This window comes from Neobacillus drentensis, from assembly GCF_036965245.1.
Lineage (GTDB): Bacteria > Bacillota > Bacilli > Bacillales > Cytobacillaceae > Neobacillus > Neobacillus drentensis_G.
The window spans coordinates 1-15301 of the sequence record NZ_JBALPG010000093.1 but is presented as its reverse complement, the minus strand read 5'-3'; the positions used below and the strand labels follow the sequence as shown (position 1 = coordinate 15301).

Here is a 15301-nt window from a genome sequence, read left to right as displayed (position 1 = left end):
TGTTTTGACTTAAAATCCTAGGTAACACATACGTAAAAGGGATCTACATCGATTTTTCCAGTACAAAATCAGCGAAAACATCTATGTAAACATGTACATGAGCGAGATGGATTGATGTATCTAGAGTTCAAATCAGAACTAGGGTTTTTATTCATAAACGACCTGTTTCATTTGGTAAAAAAACAAATATTTTACTTTTTATACAAAATGTATTATGATATAAATGTGATATCACTTTTATATCACTTTTACTTATAGGGAGGGGTTAAAATGAAAGAAAAATCAATTTTTAAAATGAATGGTTTTGCAGCACTGATCATTGCGCTTTTATGTATTGGTCTTGGAATTTTTCAAATCGTTAACGGTGCAGCAATTGCGGGAAAAATAGCCGGAATAGTCGTAGTAATTGTAGGATTAATTATTGGTACGAGTTTAACTATTGTTCAGCCAAACGAAGCAAAAGTATTAACGTTCTTTGGAACCTACCTCGGTGTCATCCGGGATCAGGGATTATGGGCAACCATTCCCTTTACTTTCAAACGAAGCGTTTCATTACGTGTGACGAACTTTAACAGTGAAAAGCTAAAAGTAAATGATTTAGAAGGAAATCCAATTGAAATTGCTGCAGTTGTTGTTTACAAAGTCAGGGATGCAGCAAAAGCATTGTATGATGTAGAAAACTATGAAAAATTCGTCCAGATTCAAAGTGAAACTGGTATTCGTCATATTGCGAGCACATATGCCTATGATTCGTTCTCTAATAACGAAAACACCTTAACCCTTCGTCAAAATAGCGATGAAGTAGCTGATGTTCTTATGTTCGATTTACAAAAACGACTCGATGTGGCTGGGGTGGATGTCATTGAGTCACGGATCATGCATCTTGCCTATTCTTCCGAAATTGCTTCTGCCATGCTTCAAAGACAACAAGCACAGGCTGTTTTATCTGCTCGTAAGGTGATTGTCGACGGTGCCGTAGGGCTTGTAAAAGCAGCGATTGATCAGCTTACAGAGCAAGATATTGTCGAGCTCGACGAAGAGAAAAAAGCACAAATGGTCAATAACCTAATGGTTGCCATTGTTTCCGAGAAAGGAACACAACCAATTATCAATACCGGAAGTATTTATTAAGGTTGTGTCATCAATGAGTAAAAGAAAATCATTTCCGCTGCGAATCGACCCAAAATTATACGAAGTACTGGAAAAATGGGCAGAGGATGAGCTCAGAAGTGTTAATGCGCAAATTGAGGTAATATTAAAAGAAGCTGCAAAAAAAGCAGGAAGATTAAAAAAGTAATAACTAGACGCCAAGTTTCTTACTTAAGGATAACTATTAAGCCTGTATCTAAGATTACTAAGTAATTATTGATACAGGCTATTTTTATTAAAACCCGCGTAAGTACAATTCCACTAACCGACAATCTTACGACAAAATTCCATATAGGATATACTATTTAATCGTTTGGTTAAAACGGCACCAGGTACTGATCTATAAGCATTTTCACTACAAATAACAGAAAAAGATTGTTGAAAGATGCAAGAGAATTTCCCAGACAATAGCCTAAATTTTCACAAAATTAGAACTATTCCTCTTTATGACAAACAAGTTATTGTTAACACGGGAACCTGCAGAAAGAACTCCTTAGCGAGTGATGATTGCTTGCATAATGTTCCGAATATGAATTCTTAACTTTAATTATCCCTGGATATCCCGTTTTTTATATCCGATAAAACCTACAACCATTAAAACAATCGCAATAATTGTCAGAATGGAAACGTTCATGAAGTCCATTTCTTCAATAGGAAGCTGCGGGATATAACCAAACGGCGATAGTTTCCCCATCCATTCTGGGAACTGAAGTAAACCGCCTAAATAAATAACGAAAAATGAATAGGTCAAGTAAACCCAAGTCAAACTAGATAATTTTGGTGCTAAACCGATTAACAAGACTGCAATTCCAATCATGACCCACATTGCAGGCAAATAAGCCATTGCTGCACTGTAAAACGTGCCAAAAGGAATTCCTTCCTCCATTACCGAATTCCCGACTGCCCCCAGACCAATGGCAGCAAGCGACAGCATCACAAACGTACTTACAATTGATACAATACAATAACTCCCCATAAGCCTCGAACGAGACACTGCACGACTTAGTAAATGTTCTGTGCGATTATTTTTCTCTTCCCCTTTAAGCTTGAATATGGCCATTAAAGGTGGAACCGTACAAATCATCGCGATTATTTTCATCAACATTGTTAAAAATTGTTCTGTTAACGAAAATCCTGCTGCTGGTGTTAACATTTTTTCCATCATTTCATTATTGGAAAAATAGGACTCTAGATCACCTAATACCGACCCGTAAGATGCTCCAAGTATTAACATCCCAACTGCCCAGGCAATTAGTCCAGTACGCTGAAGTCTTAGCGCAAGACCAAGCGGGCTTTGTAAAAAGGAAGAGGCATATTTTCTGCCCGGCTTAGCCGGTATGAATCCAGCTTCCAAATCACGGATGGCATTCAAATATAGCGAAATGATAACCAAAATAAGCGCCACTCCGATTGTTAGTAAAATTGGCCACCAGTAATTATTCACATATACTTCCGAACTTAAAACCCAGCCTAATGGTGAAAACCAAGAGAGTGCTTGATTGCTAACATCCCCAATTGCACGAATTAGATAAGACAGGAGCAATATAGCGATGGAAAAGCCAATCGTCCCTCGTGATGTCACCGTCAACTGGGCGAATAATGCTGTGATTGCGGTAAAGATGATACCTGTCGCTCCTAAAGCTGCTCCATATAAAAGAGACCCATCTAAATCCATGCTTTTGATTCCAAGAGCGTATAACCCAAAACCGATGATTAGCGCTAATAACAGATTTGCTCCAACCGAAACGAAGATGGATGCCTGTAAATTTGACAACCGTCCAACAGGCATCGAGCGAATCATTTCAATTCGACCTTCCTCTTCATCTGCTCGTGTATGACGTGCAACAAATAAAATGCTCATAATCCCAACAGCCAAAGCAGTGAAAAGTAACATTTGATGGGCCATCATTGCTCCGTTTGTATAGTTATCTAGGCCGTAACCTGGACCAAGCATCGCTGTTATGGCAGGGTTCCTCATCGTTTCGGCTGCGATTTGTCTTTCTTGCTCTGTTGAGTATAAACTAGTAAATGCATTTGCAACGATAAATGTAAGTACGGATAAAGAAAGTAACCAAACAGGAATACGAATACGATCTCTTCGAAGTATTAATCGAGAGAGTCTCCTTGTATTGATGTATAACTGTGTTGACATTATAAAGCACCTCCAGCTCCTGTATTGGAAGTTTTTACTGCCCCTTCATAATGACGCATAAATAAATCTTCTAATGTAGGCGGCGCGCTTTCTAATTTCACGATTCCGAATTGACTTACATATTTCATTACATTGTCCAATTCCACTGAATCTACCTGGAAGGAATATGTTTGACCCTTCTTCTCGATATGATGAACTCCTTTTACTTCGTGTAAAGAAGATAAAGCCTCCTTCGTTTCGACAAGTAAGTTTGTTCTGGTTAAGTGGCGCAGTTCATTTAATGTTCCGGTTTCAATAACCTGCCCTTGTCGAATAATCGCCACTTTATCACATAACTTTTCTACTTCCGATAAAATGTGGCTGGATAATAAAATGCTTTTTCCCTCTCTTTTTACTTCCATCACACATTCCTGGAAAACTCTCTCCATTAATGGATCCAGACCCGATGTTGGTTCATCTAAAATATAAAGATCAGCGTCAGAAGAAAAAGCTGCAATTAAGGCAACCTTTTGCCGGTTTCCTTTTGAATAGGTTCTACATTTTTTCGAAGGATCTAAATGGAATTTTTTAATTAGTTCTTCGCGCCTGCTTTTATTATTTGTTCCGCGTAATTTCACAAATAGATCAATTACTTCCCCGCCTGTTAAGTTAGGCCATAAGTTAACATCTCCTGGAACATAGGCAATTCGCTTGTGTATTTCAACTGCATCTTTCCAGACATCCATGCCAAAGATCTTCGCTTCCCCTTCTGATGCTTTTAATATACCGAGCAGAATGCGAATGGTTGTTGATTTTCCTGCACCGTTTGGACCAATGAATCCAAATACTTCGCCTTTATTCACTTCAATGTCTACGCCATTTAAAACTGTAACCTTTCCAAACTTTTTCGTTAAATTCGATGTTTTTAAGACAGACATTTTTTATTCTCCTCTTCTCCATCCAAATTTTTGAATAAGTTATGAAATATTTTAATCTATATGGTTCATAATATACAAAAAGCATCTCCTTCACAATAGGTTATGAACTTTTTTAATTGTTTTATTACATAAATTTTATTAAACTTAACATGAGGTGAAAGATATGGACGGGTTTCAACGGCGAAGGGAGCAAAAGACAAAGAATATATTAGAGGCTGCTTTAGCATTATTTATGGAGTATGGTGTACAAAAAATTTCAATTGCTGAAATAGCTAAAAAAGCAAATGTATCTCAAGTAACGATCTATAAATACTTTGAAAGTAAACATAATTTAGTGCATGAAGTTTATCTTTATTATTTAGACAAGGCGTCGGATGAATTTGAACAACTTCTTCATAGCAACATGACTTTTCCTGAAAAGATAAAACAGATGATGTTTACAAAGAAAGAAGAAGCAAAACAGATCCATGAAGATTTTTATCAATATATAATGATGGAATATTCCTCCAGTAACGATTATTTTGAAAAACTATATGTAGAAAAGGCTCTTCCTCGTTTTATTGATTTGTTTAACCAGGGAAAGGCAGAGGGATATGTTGATCCGAATTTGTCTAATGAAGCGATTATTTTTTTCATTCAAGCGTTGAATCAATATTTACAACGGGAAGAAGTTTATCAAAAAATACTACCTCTGACCGAAGATATTATGAAGATTTTCTTTTATGGAATCGTTGGAAAAAAAGAGAATTGACCGGAATCAGCAAATTGGAAAGTAGAGATTGAGCTTGGAAATAGGCCTACTACGCAGTCACTGTTTGCCATAGAGTTTTATACAAGCTGTGCACATTAAGTGAAAGTGATTGGGAACGGTCAACCGCACAAGCTGATATTATCCAAACTTTGATGGAAACGCGGGGGAAAGCCGATCCAGACTCTTCTTAAACAGATGAATGAGCGAACATAAAAAAGAGAAACCAGCTTGAAGCATCTCTAAGTTGGTTTCTTAGCTGTTTTTTTATCGTATTCCTCAATCAAACAAACTTCGACCACTCTCCCCTATTGTCTGAAAGCGGGGCTCATTCGGACAAAGAAGGGCAAAAAAGCATGCCCCCTCCCTTTCAAACAAACGATTAATTAAAATGGCTTCAAGCCGCGAAAAATAATCCTTTTCCCCGCTAACCCATGAAAATATTGTTAAAAGTGCAAAAATGGTTAGTGGAATTAGTATTATTCAAACCACTAACCGACATCCTTATGACAAAATTCCATAAAAGATATACTATTTAATCGTTTGGTTAAAACGGCTGCAAATGCTGATCTATATGAATTTTCATTACTAATAACGGAAGAAGATTGTTGAAAGACGCTAGAGAATTTTCCAGATAATAACCCAGCTTTCCACAAATTTGGATCAATTTCTTTTCCACCTACATCACTCTACTAATTCCCTGCCTTTTCCCCACTAATCAAACGATTGGTTGAAAATAATGAAGATATGCTCCAGTCCTGAGTCTATCCCTCAAAATACATGAATTAATTGTCGAGAGTTGTCTCCAAAACAAACGATTGGTTGAATATATGGTAATCTTTAATTATGAATAAGAAAGAGGTTTGAAGATGGCAAAACCAATATTTATGTTTTTATCATCTATTTTTGTGTTCTTTTTATCTATTAGTTTGATAAATGTAAAAGCATTTTGGCAGAAAAAAATTACTGCAGCCTCTGGTGATAAAGTTAAAGTCAGTATGGACGCTGAGGATTCCGAATCGGGGATTAAAGAGGTCGCACTAAATTATTTTGTTCATTCTAATAAAGGGTCATACCCATACCCAGTTAGCCATCCATAATGCAGGGCTTCACCACAAAAAATCGTTCTTACATAGTAGTTTAAAATTAAATAATATAAACGAAAAATATGAGGGTTACTTGGAAATTCAATCCTTACTTTGAACCTGGGCTTTATAAATAAAGGACATCAGAAAAAATATATGAGTCATGATGTAAGTCTATTTAATATTTGATATATATATTAAAAAAGTAAGTATTAAAGGCCTTTTAGGTTCTAATAGAATACAACTAGAAGAAAGGACGGATAAAGGTGCTTACGAAACGCCAGATAGAAATTCTTTTATCGTTAGTCAACACAAATGAGCCAGTTTCCGCTGAATGGATTGCCAAAAAATTAGGACTTAGTGATCGAACAATTCGAAATGAGTTTAAACTGATTCAACAGAAATCCAATTCATTTGGTATATCGGTAAAGTCAATTCGCGGCAAAGGATATCAATTGGAAACTTTCGATCACGATTTGTTTAATAAAAAATTATCAAAACTATGGAAAAAGGAACAAAAGGTTGATTTTTTTGAGCAAATTAATCGTGTTATCTATATGTTAAAACGTTTTTTAATGGAAAGAGATTTTATTAAACTAGAAAGTTTTGAAGATGAAATGTATGTATCGAAAACAACGATACAAAATGATTTGAAATTAGTCCGGGATATATTAAAAAAATATAATTTAGAGTTAGTCAACCGCCCTTACTACGGAACACGTGTAGAAGGAGACGAATATATGAAGAGATTATGTATGTCTAGTTACATCTTAAATCGAAACAATGATTTAAGCGTTGAAGGTTTTTCATTTCAAGTAGCAGATAAGGACTTATATGAAAAAATCTTAGAAATTTTAATCACAAAAGTAAATGAATTTCAAATGGAAATGTCCGATATATCTGTTATGAATTTAGCTACACACATTACCATCGCATGCAAAAGGATTAAGGAAGGTTTTGTGATTGAAAAAACAAATAATCAGTTACAAAGCAAACACTTATTCGAAAAAGTTGTAGCGTATGAAGTAATTCGTAAAGTTGAGTCCCTAGTAGGATTAAATTTCCCTGACTCAGAAATTGAGTATATAATCGTTCACTTGTTAGGGACCAAACTATTACAAAAAGAAGAGTTAACTGAATATAGTGATTTTGATGAGGTTGGAAGCATTGTAGACTGTATGTTGGAAAGATTGCTGACTGAGCTTCAATGGGATTTTCGTGGTGACAAGGAATTTATCCAGGCCTTAACATTACACATTCGCCCTGCAATGAACCGATTAAGATTTGGACTGAACATTAGAAATCCATTCTTAAATGAAATTAAGCGGAAATATCCTACTGCCTTTGATGGTGCGGTAACTGCCAGCAAGTGTATAAAAGAATATTTATCAATGGATGTTGATGAACATGAAATTGCCTATATTGCCATCCATATTAGTGTTGCAATGGAACGAATGAAAACTATTGACAAAACAGTAAAAAGAGTCATTATTGTCTGTTCCTCGGGGATAGGAAGTGCAAAATTACTTTATTACAGGCTAAAAAATATATTTAAACAGGAGTTAGAAATTGTCGATTCGATTAGTTATTATAAATTATCCGACTATAATTTATCTTCCATTGATTTTATCATTAGTACCATTCCAATCAATAGGGATTTTAGAGTACCTGTTCAAGTGATAAACACGTTTTTAGAGGAAGAAGATATTCAAAATATCCAAAAGCATATTATTAGACATCAAGAGAAAGACCAATCTTTTTTAGATCATTCACGGATATTTATCCATGAAGATTTGGGAAGTAAGCAAGCTGTCATTGAGTTTATGTGTCAGGAATTATATAAACAAGGGCTTGTACCCAAGGATTATCAATTCCTTGTATTAGAAAGAGAAACTTTGGCACCAACCAGTTTTGGAAACTTAGTTGCTATTCCACACCCTTTGACTCCTGTAACGGATGAGACTTTCTGGACGGTTTGTACGCTGAAGCGCCCTATTCACTGGCACCAAAATCAGATGGTGCAATTCGTTTGTCTATTAAATGTAAAAAAGGACTCACAAGGTGATTTAGATCAAATGTATAAAAAATTGATTGCCGTTATTGAAAATAAAGCTATCGTTCAGAAGATAATAAAAAGCCAGTCAGTCAATGAAATTATCGACATTTTGAAATAAGAGAAATTAATTTAGAGGTTTCCTTGATACAGTTCTTTCCGTTGACCAACGGAAAAACAAAAAGTATAAATAAAAACGGTTTCAAAATATAATGTAATTAGCTTTACAAGGAGTAAAAATCCAATTGACTGAAATCTGTAAAGTTATAGAAGTGTTCGTTTGAAAGGAGCTTATTTTACATGTACGGTATCTCAATTTATCCTTATAAGGAAGATTCAAAAGAAACAATCGAATATATTGATTTAGCGGCTAAATATGGGTTTCAACGTGTTTTTACCAATTTATTGATGATTGAAGAAGAGAAAGTAGAAGAAACTATTGAGAAAATGAAAGCAGCTATAAAACGGGCAAGACTTCATCAGATGGAAGTTGTGTTAGATGTCAATCCGCAAGTTTTTAAACAGTTAAGGATTGATTCTAAAGATTTATCTTTTTTCCAAAAAATGGGTGCAACTGGAATTCGCTTAGATGCAAATTTTGATGGTTTAACCGAATCACTCATGACCTATGATTCCACAGAGTTAGATATTGAAATTAATATTAGTAATAATACGGGTTATTTAGAAAATATTATATCGTTTAGTGCGAATAAAAAGAAAATCATTGGCTGTCACAATTTCTATCCACAACGTTTTACAGGTTTAGACTATAACTATTTTATTGAATGCAGTAAGAAATACAAAAAACTAGGAATCCGAACTGCCGCATTTGTTGGCTCCCAGCATGCTATACACGGCCCGCATCCACATACAGATGGATTATGTACGTTAGAAATGCATCGAGATTGGGACATAGAGATGCAGGCAAAACATCTAATTGCCACACAGTTGATAGATGATATTATCATTGCTAATTCTTTCGCTTCAGAGGATGAATTAAAGCGTTTAGCAGCTTTAAATCAAGAACAGTTGGAGCTGGATATTACTTTTTTAGAAACAGCTACTAAGCTTGAAAGAGAAATTGCAATAAATAATCAACATTTAAATCGGGGAGATATTAATAGTTATACAATTCGATCCTCTTACCTAAGGTCCAAATATAAAAACGCATCTATTCCTTTAAACAGTACTATTGATGAACTGAAATTTGGCGATATTACTATTGGAAATGACTCATTTGGACAATACAAATCAGAACTAAATATTGTGAAAAAAGATCTGCCAAATCATGACCATTTTAAAAATGTGGTTGCCCGTATAAAAGAGGAAGACCTATTTTTAATTTCATATATTGAACCTTGGGGGAAGTTTAGGCTTCGAGAAAAGTAATTGATAGAATTTACAACTTATTATTTTAGTATATTGAATAAGCCACTTTCCTGTAATTTTGGAAAGTGGTTTATTATTTTTAGTGTTGGCTAAGCACCTTAGGAATGCGGTAAACCCAAATTACCCTTTTCCGTTGCCAAACGGAAAAAGTTTGTTTACAAATAAAATCGCTTTCAAAATATAATTAAGCTACAGATGAGATGCAAATGATTTAAATCGTAAAAGGGAAGGAGATTGGAGTTATTTAATAGTGCTTTTGATGGCAATTGATATATCTAATTAACTTAAACTTTATCTAAATAATAAAGGGAAAAAGGTGGAAAAATGAGCAAATATGAGCAATTTATTGAAAGTAAGGTAATGCCGGTTGCAGGAAGGATAGCGGGACAGAGACACTTACAATCTTTACGTGATGGACTTGTCTTAACGATGCCGCTAATTATTATTGGCTCTATATTTTTAATAATTGCTAACCTTCCGATACCTGGATATCCTGAATTTATGGCCAGTATCTTTGGAGATGCTTGGAAAGCAAAATTAAATTATCCAGTAGGTGCAACATTTGATATAATGGCGCTGATTGCAGCATTTGGCGTGGCATATAGACTCGCAGAAAAGTACAGTGTTGATCCCCTGACGGCTGGGGCGATTTCCGTAACTGCCTTTTTACTGGCTACTCCATATGAGGTTCCATTCTTGCCAGATGGAGCAAAAGAAGCTGTGATGGTTGGAGGTGGGATTCCTACTTCCCTAACGGGCAGTAAAGGACTGTTCGTTGCAATGATTATTGCGATTCTTTCTACTGAAATTTATCGTTATATCCTTCAAAAGAAAATTGTTATCAAAATGCCTGACGGGGTACCGCCAGCAGTAAGTAAATCATTCGTCGCATTGATTCCGGGTTTTGTTGTGGTCACTCTTGTTTGGGTACTACGTCTAATTATAGAACAAACCGATTTTCATAGCTTACACAATGTTGTAAGTGAAATAATAGGAAAGCCACTTGGTGCTTTAGGAGGCAGTTTAACAGGGAACTTAGTAGCCGTTTTCATTATCCAATTATTATGGACATTTGGGTTGCATGGCTCTTCTATCGTTGGTAGTGTTATGAATCCAATCTGGTTAGGCTTTATGGATGAAAACCGCTTGGCCCTGGAAAAGGGTGCAGAACAACTACCTAATATTTTTACGCTTCAATTTTTCGAACCACTTATCTATATGGGTGGCGGTGGTTGTACATTTGCTCTAGTGGTTTTGATGTTCTTCCGGTCTCGAAGTAAACAAATGAAACAATTAGGAAAGTTGGCTATTGGACCAGGAATATTTAATATTAATGAACCTCTAGTATTTGGTTTGCCGATTGTATTAAACCCGATTATGATGATTCCGTTTATTTTAACACCAATTGTTCTAACTATTTTCACATACATTACTATGTCACTTGGATGGGTAGCACAACCAGCAGGTATTGCTGTCCCTTGGACAATACCTCCGATTATTGGAGGATATCTGGTAACAGGCGGAAAAATATCCGGTGCTGTGATACAATTAGTCAACTTCATTATATCTCTCGCTATTTATTATCCATTCTTTAGAGCATGGGATAAGCAAAAATATAAAGAAGAAAATAATGTTTCACCAACGGACGTAAACGCTAAACAAAAGGTAGTATAATTTTTCACTGTTGGACGGTAATGTAATCTCAGGAGATTTCTCTTAACAATAGAATAGGTTAACTGCTATTATTTTATTGAAAAAAAGACGTCCTACTTAAATATGGTGAAGAAATTCAAAATAAAAAGTTCACAACATTTAGCGTTTTATTAAATGATATTAGGCTGGAGGAAATTAAATAATGAATATTTTATTATGTTGTTCTGCGGGTATGTCAACCAGTTTACTAGTAACAAAAATGGAAGCTGCAGCGAAAGAGCACGGGTTAGAATGTAAGATTTGGGCAGTAAGTGCAGATACAGTTAAAGCCCAAATTGATCAAGCTGATGTTTTATTACTTGGGCCACAAGTTCGGTATCTTTTGCCACAAATGAAGAGTTTAGCAAATGAAAAAAATATACCAGTTGAAACCATTAATCCAGTTCATTATGGAACTCTTAACGGATTAGAAGTTCTGAATACAGCCATCAACTTAATAAAGAATCACTAGGGGCGAGATTAATGGAAAACTTAGAGGAAACTATTTTTCAAATTATTCTTCATGGAGGAAACGGAAAAAGTTGTTCTATGGAGGCCATTGCTGCGGCAAAAAAGGGAGATTTTGTACAGGCTAAGGAAAAATTAGAACAATCGGCCACAGCCTTAAACGAAGCCCATCGAATTCAAACTTCCCTTATTCAGTCGGAAGTAAAAAACAAAAAAATTGAAATGTCATTATTAATGGTCCATGCTCAAGACCACTTAATGAACGCAATTACCGTAAAAGATTTGGCAAAGGAATTTGTCGATTTATATGAGAAGTTACATGCTTGATTTCAATTTGACAAGAAATAAATAGAGAAAATGAAGTTTTAGGGTGTGGAATCAAAAAGTTTCACACCCTATTTATGTACTATCTCCAAAAATGACTCTTTTAAAAAGGGACTATGGTTTGCAGCTGTACTAGAATGTACAAATATCCAACAGGGAGACTATTTGCTTCCTTATTCAACAAACGGGCCATTATATCGAGTAACATTAGACCATTTTCTTTTATCATTATGGATTTCTTCTAATATTATATATAACCATCATGTACTCTTTTAATATTGAAATCTGGTTTTTAATATGATAAAGTACGATATGTAGTGTTAAACATATTAATTAAATACTAAATGTAGTGATTTAAGTTATGGTGACAGATGTCTGTCTTAAAAGGGAATCCAGTTAGAATCTGGAGCTGCCCCCGCAACTGTATGTGTGGACGAACTAGCAAACCACTGTATCGCTTGCTTTTATCGTGACGATATGGGAAGGGCTATAGTAGGATGAAGCACAAGCCAGGAGACCTGCCAAAACTTGAAGTTTCTTTTCTTCGGGGTGTAAGAAGGTGAAACGATGGAAAAACTTCTATATTTTTTTATTGTCTTTCTGTCGTTATTTGCCGTTCATCCCGAGAATGAACGGTTTTTTTGCGTTTTCATAAAAAGGAGGAAAAAAAGTCATCTTTAACAATCAATCATGCAGATCTAAATGTAATCTTATTGGTAATTGATGAATTATCTAGCGGCTTAAGTATCCAGACAGATTAATGACAGAGAAAATTTTAAAAGCATGGAATTCGGACAAACTCTCGACAATGTACGAAAGTAAGTAACTTAAACGGATTTGATGAACTTTAATATTCATTTTTCAAAACTAATGTAGTAGGAGAGATTACAAATGAAAGTAGCTACTCAAAACGAAGAAATTCACGATTTTCCTTTAAATATGTTAAATGAGATTGTTTATGCAAGTAATCATGATCTTATTCAAGAAAATGCCAATGTGGATGGCGGGTCTCCTATGGGGCAAATGTCAAAATTTTCTTCAGAAATAGCTAAATTTTATGCAAAACAAATGATGCTCAGTGAAGATGTAAGAAAGGCAATTGATGATAATTTTATATATCCCCATGACCTTGATTTTATGCCAACGGGTACGACCACCTGCTGCCAAATTCCACTGGGAAAAGTATTAATGGAAGGATTTAATACGGGGCATGGGTATATGCGTGAACCTAGTGATATTACCAGCGCCATGGCCTTAGCTGCAATTATTTTTCAATCCAATCAAAACATGCAACATGGCGGACAAAGTTATCCAATGTTTGATTATGACCTTGCACCTTATGTGGCTAAAACTTTTCATAAAAATATGAGACGTCTTAGCAACTATTCAACTTTATACACTGAGGAAGAAATGGAAGCATTAGCTTGGAAAGAAACAGATCGGGATATTTTTCAAGCATGTGAAGCCTTCATACATAACTGTAATTCTATGCATTCCCGTGGTGGAGGACAAGTTCCGTTTGTTTCCATCAATTACGGTACCGATACAACAAAAGAAGGACGTTTGGTTGTGAAAAATATGCTGATGGCAACGAAAGCCGGTTTAGGAAATGGAGAAACACCGATTTTCCCGATTCAAATTTTTAAAATGAAAAAAGAGATTAATCTTGAACTCGGTGATCCAAATTACGATTTATATCAGCTAGCCCTTGAGACTACAGCAAAACGTTTATTTCCAAACTTTAGTTTTATAGATTCTACGTTCAATAGTCAATATTATGATGGCACTCCGGAGTCAGAAGTGGCCTATATGGGTTGTCGGACCCGTGTTATGGCAAACCGACATGGTGAAGAGAATGGTATTAGTCGCGGTAATTTGTCCTTTACGTCGATTAATCTGGTGAAAATAGCCTTTGTTGCAAAGGATAGCGAGGATTATTTAAAGATATTAGATCATTATATTGGAATCGCAATTAAACAATTATTAAATCGTTTTGACTTTCAAATTAAAAAGCAGGCAAAGAGTTTTCCTTTTTTATATGGTCAGCACATTTGGAAAGATAGTGAAACCCTCAAACCGGACAGTGAAGTTGGAGAAGTACTCAAACATGGTACATTAAGCGTTGGGTTCATTGGATTAGCTGAAGCACTTGTTGCTTTAACAGGGAAACATCATGGCGAATCGGAAGAATCCTACCAGTTAGGTTATCAAATCGTTGAGCATATGTGTAAAAAAATGAATCAAGCTAGTGACTTATATAATTTAAATTTTTCCTTGATTGCCACACCTGCAGAAGGTTTATCCGGAAAATTCACCTTAAAAGATCAAAAAGTTTTCGGGAAAATTGCTGGTGTTACCGATCGAAAATATTATACGAATTCATTCCACATCCCCGTTAACTTTAATATCAAAGCCATTGATAAAATTAAGAAAGAAGGCCCCTTCCATAAGCTTTGTAATGGGGGGCATATAACTTATATTGAATGCGATGGCGATGTTTCGAAAAATGTTAAAGCATTAGATATTTTAGTTAAAGCGATGGCGGATCATGATATTGGCTACGGTGCAATCAACCATCCGGTTGATTGCTGTGATAACTGCGGCTATTCTGGAATTATCGATAATGAATGTCCGATTTGTCATAATTCGGATGAGAGTAAAATAGAGCGAATCAGAAGAATTACCGGTTATTTGGTTGGAAATATGAAAAGATGGAACTCTGCAAAACTTGCAGAGGAAAGTGAACGAGTGAAACATCAATGAGAGTAATGAATATTATTCATGATTCGATTGTTGATGGTGAAGGATTACGTACAGTCGTTTTTTTTGCCGGATGTCCGCACTTCTGCAAAGGTTGCCATAATCCTGCGAGTTGGAATATAAAAAATGGAACTGAGATGTCCGTTAAAGAAGTTGTTGAAGAAGTTGCAAGCAATCCTCTGACAGATGTGACCTTATCGGGCGGAGAACCGTTTTTCCAAGCAGAAGAGGTGTGCAAAGTAGCTAAACAATTAAAACAACTAGGGAAAAATATTTGGGCTTATACAGGTTACACATTAGAGCAGCTTCTCGCTTCATATGACCCATATAAACATGAATTACTCAGCTATTGTGACTTCCTTGTTGATGGTCCGTTTATACTGGCAGAACGAGATTTAACTTTAAAATTCCGTGGAAGTAGTAATCAGCGCATTATCGATTTATCGAATATCACAAATATCAGCAGAAATGAAAATACTAGCCTTTTGGAAAATTTATTTTTTGGGAGAGTAAGTACAACTATATAAATAAAGTAAAGCTAAATAACTCAACTTTCGCACCTAA

General features: G+C 35.4%; 13 protein-coding genes and 1 riboswitch. Of the genes, 11 read left to right on the top strand and 2 right to left on the bottom strand.

The annotated features are described in order from the left end of the window. The first annotated feature begins 270 nt into the window (after window positions 1–270). Together V7150_RS18165 and V7150_RS18160 are read left to right on the top strand one after the other, a co-directional pair. Window positions 271–1131 (top strand): SPFH domain-containing protein, encoded by an 861-nt coding sequence (locus tag V7150_RS18165; RefSeq protein ID WP_335521182.1) that lies wholly within the window; start codon window positions 271–273, stop codon window positions 1129–1131. A gap of 13 nt (window positions 1132–1144) precedes the next feature. Then, complete coding sequence (locus tag V7150_RS18160) at window positions 1145–1297, top strand: Arc family DNA-binding protein (protein WP_335521180.1); 153 nt, start codon at window positions 1145–1147, stop codon at window positions 1295–1297. Between the two features lie 399 nt (window positions 1298–1696). Here the strand turns inward: V7150_RS18160 and V7150_RS18155 are convergent, their stop codons facing one another. Then, window positions 1697–3301 carry an ABC transporter permease gene (locus V7150_RS18155; protein ID WP_335521178.1) on the bottom strand — a complete coding sequence of 535 codons (1605 nt, stop codon included), beginning with the start codon at window positions 3299–3301 and terminating at the stop codon, window positions 1697–1699. After that, complete coding sequence (locus tag V7150_RS18150; RefSeq protein WP_335521174.1) at window positions 3301–4218, bottom strand: ABC transporter ATP-binding protein; 918 nt, start codon at window positions 4216–4218, stop codon at window positions 3301–3303. Before V7150_RS18150 ends, V7150_RS18155 begins: the two co-directional genes overlap by 1 nt. A gap of 163 nt (window positions 4219–4381) precedes the next feature. Between V7150_RS18150 and V7150_RS18145 the strand changes: the two genes are divergently transcribed. The 9 genes from V7150_RS18145 (at window position 4382) to nrdG (ending at window position 15264) form a co-directional block, all read left to right on the top strand. Continuing rightward, on the top strand, window positions 4382–4969 hold the full coding sequence (locus tag V7150_RS18145; protein WP_335521172.1) for a TetR/AcrR family transcriptional regulator: 588 nt from the start codon (window positions 4382–4384) through the stop codon (window positions 4967–4969). 866 nt (window positions 4970–5835) lie between these two features. Beyond that, window positions 5836–6066, top strand: a complete 231-nt coding sequence (locus V7150_RS18140) for a hypothetical protein (protein ID WP_335521170.1) — start codon at window positions 5836–5838, stop codon at window positions 6064–6066. A gap of 251 nt (window positions 6067–6317) precedes the next feature. Next, a complete protein-coding gene (locus V7150_RS18135; protein ID WP_335521168.1) occupies window positions 6318–8225 on the top strand; it encodes a BglG family transcription antiterminator in 1908 nt (635 codons plus the stop codon). A gap of 179 nt (window positions 8226–8404) precedes the next feature. Beyond that, window positions 8405–9493, top strand: coding sequence for a DUF871 domain-containing protein (locus V7150_RS18130; RefSeq protein WP_335521166.1), 1089 nt, complete (start codon window positions 8405–8407; stop codon window positions 9491–9493). Window positions 9494–9817: 324 nt separating this feature from the next. Then, a complete protein-coding gene (celB, locus tag V7150_RS18125; RefSeq protein WP_335521164.1) occupies window positions 9818–11167 on the top strand; it encodes a PTS cellobiose transporter subunit IIC in 1350 nt (449 codons plus the stop codon). A gap of 181 nt (window positions 11168–11348) precedes the next feature. Then, a complete protein-coding gene (locus V7150_RS18120) occupies window positions 11349–11657 on the top strand; it encodes a PTS sugar transporter subunit IIB (protein WP_335521162.1) in 309 nt (102 codons plus the stop codon). A gap of 11 nt (window positions 11658–11668) precedes the next feature. Beyond that, entirely contained in the window at window positions 11669–11980 is a 312-nt protein-coding gene (locus V7150_RS18115) for a PTS lactose/cellobiose transporter subunit IIA (RefSeq protein WP_335521161.1), read from the top strand. Between the two features lie 342 nt (window positions 11981–12322). Then, window positions 12323–12517: riboswitch (cobalamin riboswitch) on the top strand. A 351-nt stretch (window positions 12518–12868) separates the two neighbouring features. Then, the gene (locus V7150_RS18110) at window positions 12869–14740 is read left to right on the top strand and encodes an anaerobic ribonucleoside triphosphate reductase (protein WP_335521159.1); all 1872 of its coding nucleotides are present in this window, start codon (window positions 12869–12871) and stop codon (window positions 14738–14740) included. Further along, the gene (gene nrdG, locus V7150_RS18105; RefSeq protein ID WP_335521157.1) at window positions 14737–15264 is read left to right on the top strand and encodes an anaerobic ribonucleoside-triphosphate reductase activating protein; all 528 of its coding nucleotides are present in this window, start codon (window positions 14737–14739) and stop codon (window positions 15262–15264) included. Before V7150_RS18110 ends, nrdG begins: the two co-directional genes overlap by 4 nt. Window positions 15265–15301 lie beyond the last annotated feature (37 nt).